The organism is Actinopolymorpha alba DSM 45243 (assembly GCF_000373925.1).
In the GTDB taxonomy this organism is placed as follows: domain Bacteria; phylum Actinomycetota; class Actinomycetes; order Propionibacteriales; family Actinopolymorphaceae; genus Actinopolymorpha; species Actinopolymorpha alba.
The window spans coordinates 1-3,694 of the sequence record NZ_KB892721.1; the positions used below are offsets into that span (position 1 = coordinate 1).

Here is a 3,694-nt window from a genome sequence, read left to right on the forward strand (position 1 = left end):
AAGCGGCGTGAGGTGGCGGAGCTGCGTAACCAGGCGGACACGTTGGTCTACCAGACCGAGAAGTTCATCGCCGACAACCCCGACACCGTCCCCGCTGATGTGAGGTCCGAAGTCGAGCAGGACATCGCGGCCCTCAAGAAGGCCCTCGAAACCGACGACAACGACGCCGTCAAGACCGCCTTCGACAAGCTCTCGGCCTCGCGAACCAAGATCGGGCAGGCGATGTATGCCTCCGCCCAGCAGTCACAGTCGGACGCTGGTCAGGATGCGGCCGGTGACTCCACAAACGACTCCACGAACGACTCCACCAGCGGCTCGGCCGGCAGCGATGACGTGGTCGAAGGCGAGATCGTCGACGACGACAAGCCGTCGAACGACCCGAAATAGCCGGAACGTGCGACAGCTGCCAGGTGCGGACAGCTGCCAAGCGCTGATGGCCAGGGGGACCACCGCTCTCAGGGCGGTGGTCCCCCTGGCGTTATCTCCCTCACCACAGGTCCAGTCGTTCCAGTACCTCGGCGGCTTTGGGCAGGGGAGGAGCTGGCTGGCCGGTGACCTCGGCGGTGATGGCGAGGTCACCACGTAACTTCGCGAGCTGTTTCCACAACAGAACCCGTGGAAATGACTGGCGTACCCGCGTCCCGATCCGTCCCGTCAGCCGACCGGACGCCGGTAAGTTCTCGACCGCCAGCCCACCCGCGAGCAGCCGAGCGGCAGTCACGTTCCCGATGCCTCGGACTCCTGGGATGCCATCTGAGGGATCCCCGACCAGGCTCACCCGGTCACACCAGCGGCGCGGGGTTATCCCGAAGCGCGCCTCAACGTCCTCGGCCGCCACGATCCGCTCTCCGGCACGCCGGGCGGTGTTCAGCACCTTTACCCGTGGCGCCAACAACTGGTAGTAGTCCCGGTCAACCGACATGATCCAGACGTCGCGTCCTCGCGACCGCAGATGGGTGCGCCGCACCAGCGTGGCGATCACATCGTCGGCTTCGGCGGTGTCGCTCACCACCTGAGGTATCCGCAGGAGCTCGAGCCCGCGCATGACGGTGGCGAGCGATCTGATCGGTGCCATTGCCTCGTCGTCCGTCGGCCGATGGGCCTTGTAGGTCGGGTCGATGTCGAGCCGCTGGTCCCACGCGTTCTCGCCGTCGAAGACGACCGCGATCTCCGGTGCCACAGGTAGTTCACGGACCGCGACCCGCAGGAGTGCGAAGAAACCGAACACTCCCGTCACGTCCCGGGTCTTGTCTCGGCTGCGGATCCGAGCCGGAAAGCCGAACCACGCCCGCCATAGCAGGTTGTGGCCATCGACGAGGAGCAGGGGGATATGGGGCATGCGGCACCGCCAATCTCGCTCGGTGGCCGCTGAGCGAGCGGGCGGGTGGCGGGCGGATCGGTACGTCGTACGGCACGCCCTCCCAAGGACGCCAAACCCTATCCAGGTCAGTCGGTCGCGGTCGCTCGGCGCGCCGACCGCGGCCGACGGCGGCCGGTCAGCTCGCCCGCCGCCCACGGGGCGTCGTAGGTGGGTCCCCACGTACGCCGGGTCTGTCCGCGATCACCGCACCCGCGCCCGGCCGCAGGCCCGCGACCGCGCCCGGCTGAACGTTCATGCCCGCGCCCGTGTCCAGCGCCGAATGCTCGGCGGCGACGTGCGGGTGCGAACCGTCCCTCGACAGCCCGACGACCTCGGCAATCACTGGTTCGCGCCGCCACGAAGGCGGACCCGGCCGGACCGAAGTCCTGGGGTTGGCCGTGAAGGCCCAGGCCAGCGCGACCGCCGCGAACATCGCCCGGTTGTCGTTGATGTCGCCCGACACCATCGCGTTCAGAACGAAGAAGACGGCGAGGGCCGCCCACACCGCTCCGTCGACGGAGCTGGCGAGCTTACGCATCCGCCACAATCCGACCGCGAGGAAACCCGCGAGGGCCAGCGCGGCGAACCAACCACCGTCGGCCAGCGTCTCGACGAGGAGGTTGTGGGGGTACTGCCGCCATCCGGTGTCGAGCGGCTCGGTCGGCTCGAGATGGTCGACCAGGGCGCCCCATCCGACGCCGGTGGGGTGGTGAGCCGCGGTGCGCAGCGCGGCCTGGATCAGGCGGATGCGCGCGCCGACAGAGACGTCGTCGCCACCAGCGGTGAGCATCCGCGTGATCCGCTCGGCGCCGAACTCACCGCTGCGGTTGAGGAACCACCAGGCCAGCGGGGGTGTCGCGAGCACCGCGAGGATGCGGAACTGCCGCCCTCGGCGCGGCGTGAGCGAGCTGCCCCCGACGAGGACGAAGGCCACCAGCGCAGCGGCGAGCGGACCTCGCGACCCCGACTGGACGACGGCCATCGCCATGCCGGCCGCCGCGACGAACACCCCGAGCTGGCGATCCAGTGCCGTACGAAGAAACCGAGAACGGCCAGGACAACGCACGCAGCGCCAGCGGCCCGACCGATCGCGATCGTGTTCGAGCCGGCGGCGGTGAGCCGCCAGGGCTGGTACGGGTCGGGGAAGACCACGGCGATCGCGGTGGTCACGGCGCCGGCGGCGACCACCGCGTACGCGGCGATCATCCGGCTGCGTGGGGTACGCAGCAGAAAGCTCGGTGCGAGCGCGGCGATGAGCGTGACGGTCCAGAGCTTGAGGACCTTGTCATCGGCGTACGTGTTGTCGCTGGTGAATACGGACGCGGGAATGAACATCAACCAGACGAGAAGGACGGCACCTGCGCCGTGCGGCAATGCGAACGTCCGAAGGAAGATCGCCAGCAGCCAGAGCCCCACGACCGCGGCCGCCAACAGCGTCAGGTCGACGGGAAGCCAGGCCAGCGCGGGCGTGCCTTTGACGTACCCCGCGAAAAGCAGGCAGACCAGCACTAACGGCGCGACGACGTCGCGTGCGGACACACGAAACCGCCCAGATCCCCCCACAGGACCTCATTTCCCATTCACTGAATCCGAAGCCGGCCTGGAAACTAGCGGAGGAAATATCGCCAGCGGGCAGAAACCGGAAAGAATTCGATGACGTTCGGCTTCTCTTTGATTCCTTATCGTCACCAAGTCGGAAGTGGTCTACGGACAGGAAGAAGGCCATTCCGTTCAGTAGCAATCTCTCGCCTCGCGGGTCAAAGGACTCAAGGGAAGAAGAGGCATCGAGGAGAGCTCAGCCGGTTTGCGCCGCCCGCGGATGCTGGTGAGCGCGACCCAGCCCACGATGGGGGCCCGCGCCTGGTTGTGCGCCCGGTCGCCGACGAGGAGTGGATCAGCTCGCCACCCGGCGCGGTCTGCCAGGACCTCCTGATCCACACGATCCGGTCGTATGACGTCGGGCCCCGGATCCGCTACCTGGCCGGGGAGTACCAAACCCAGCTGGCCCTGGTGGCGGCCGTGCCACCATCCGAGCCGCGGTCGAGGCGGCTCCAGTCGGAGGCCATACCGACATGGGGCGTCGGGCGGTGCGAAGTCGGAATGCCGGAGAGTGTGGTCGCGCTAGATAGGGAGGGAAGGGCCCCTGTCACGCGCCTCTGACCTGCCTGGCGACAGGCGGTCACGGACACTCCCGACCCGGATTTGACTCCGGTTGTGGGTGTACGTATGGTTCTCTTCACCTCGCCGGGAGCGCGGGACGCCTGAGGGCGGCCGGTCCGGTCGAGGAACCCAACCACGTTGATCTTCTTCTGGGGTGCGGTGCGCCTCAGATTC

Annotated in this window: 4 protein-coding genes; 2 read left to right on the forward strand and 2 right to left on the reverse strand. The window is 67.9% G+C overall.

All coding sequences use genetic code 11. The features are described from left to right. On the forward strand, window positions 1-387 hold a 387-nt coding region (locus B141_RS39170), incomplete at its 5' end, for an Hsp70 family protein (protein WP_040420560.1). A 100-nt stretch (window positions 388-487) separates the two neighbouring features. On the opposite strand, the gene B141_RS0106285 is transcribed toward B141_RS39170, so the two are convergent. After that, complete coding sequence (locus tag B141_RS0106285) at window positions 488-1,339, reverse strand: 5'-3' exonuclease (RefSeq protein ID WP_020574317.1); 852 nt, start codon at window positions 1,337-1,339, stop codon at window positions 488-490. Window positions 1,340-1,496: 157 nt separating this feature from the next. Next, window positions 1,497-2,369 carry an O-antigen ligase family protein gene (locus B141_RS0106290; RefSeq protein WP_084678131.1) on the reverse strand — a complete coding sequence of 291 codons (873 nt, stop codon included), beginning with the start codon at window positions 2,367-2,369 and terminating at the stop codon, window positions 1,497-1,499. Window positions 2,370-2,456: 87 nt separating this feature from the next. Here B141_RS0106290 and B141_RS47105 point away from each other — a divergent pair, with 87 nt between their 5' ends. Continuing rightward, window positions 2,457-3,017, forward strand: a complete 561-nt coding sequence (locus tag B141_RS47105) for a hypothetical protein (RefSeq protein WP_157180834.1) — start codon at window positions 2,457-2,459, stop codon at window positions 3,015-3,017. Window positions 3,018-3,694 lie beyond the last annotated feature (677 nt).

Coding starts and splice junctions, on each gene's coding strand:
- B141_RS0106285 (WP_020574317.1), bottom strand. CDS start 1,339: ATGCCCCATATCCCCCTGCTCCTCGTCGATGGCCACAACCTGCTATGG.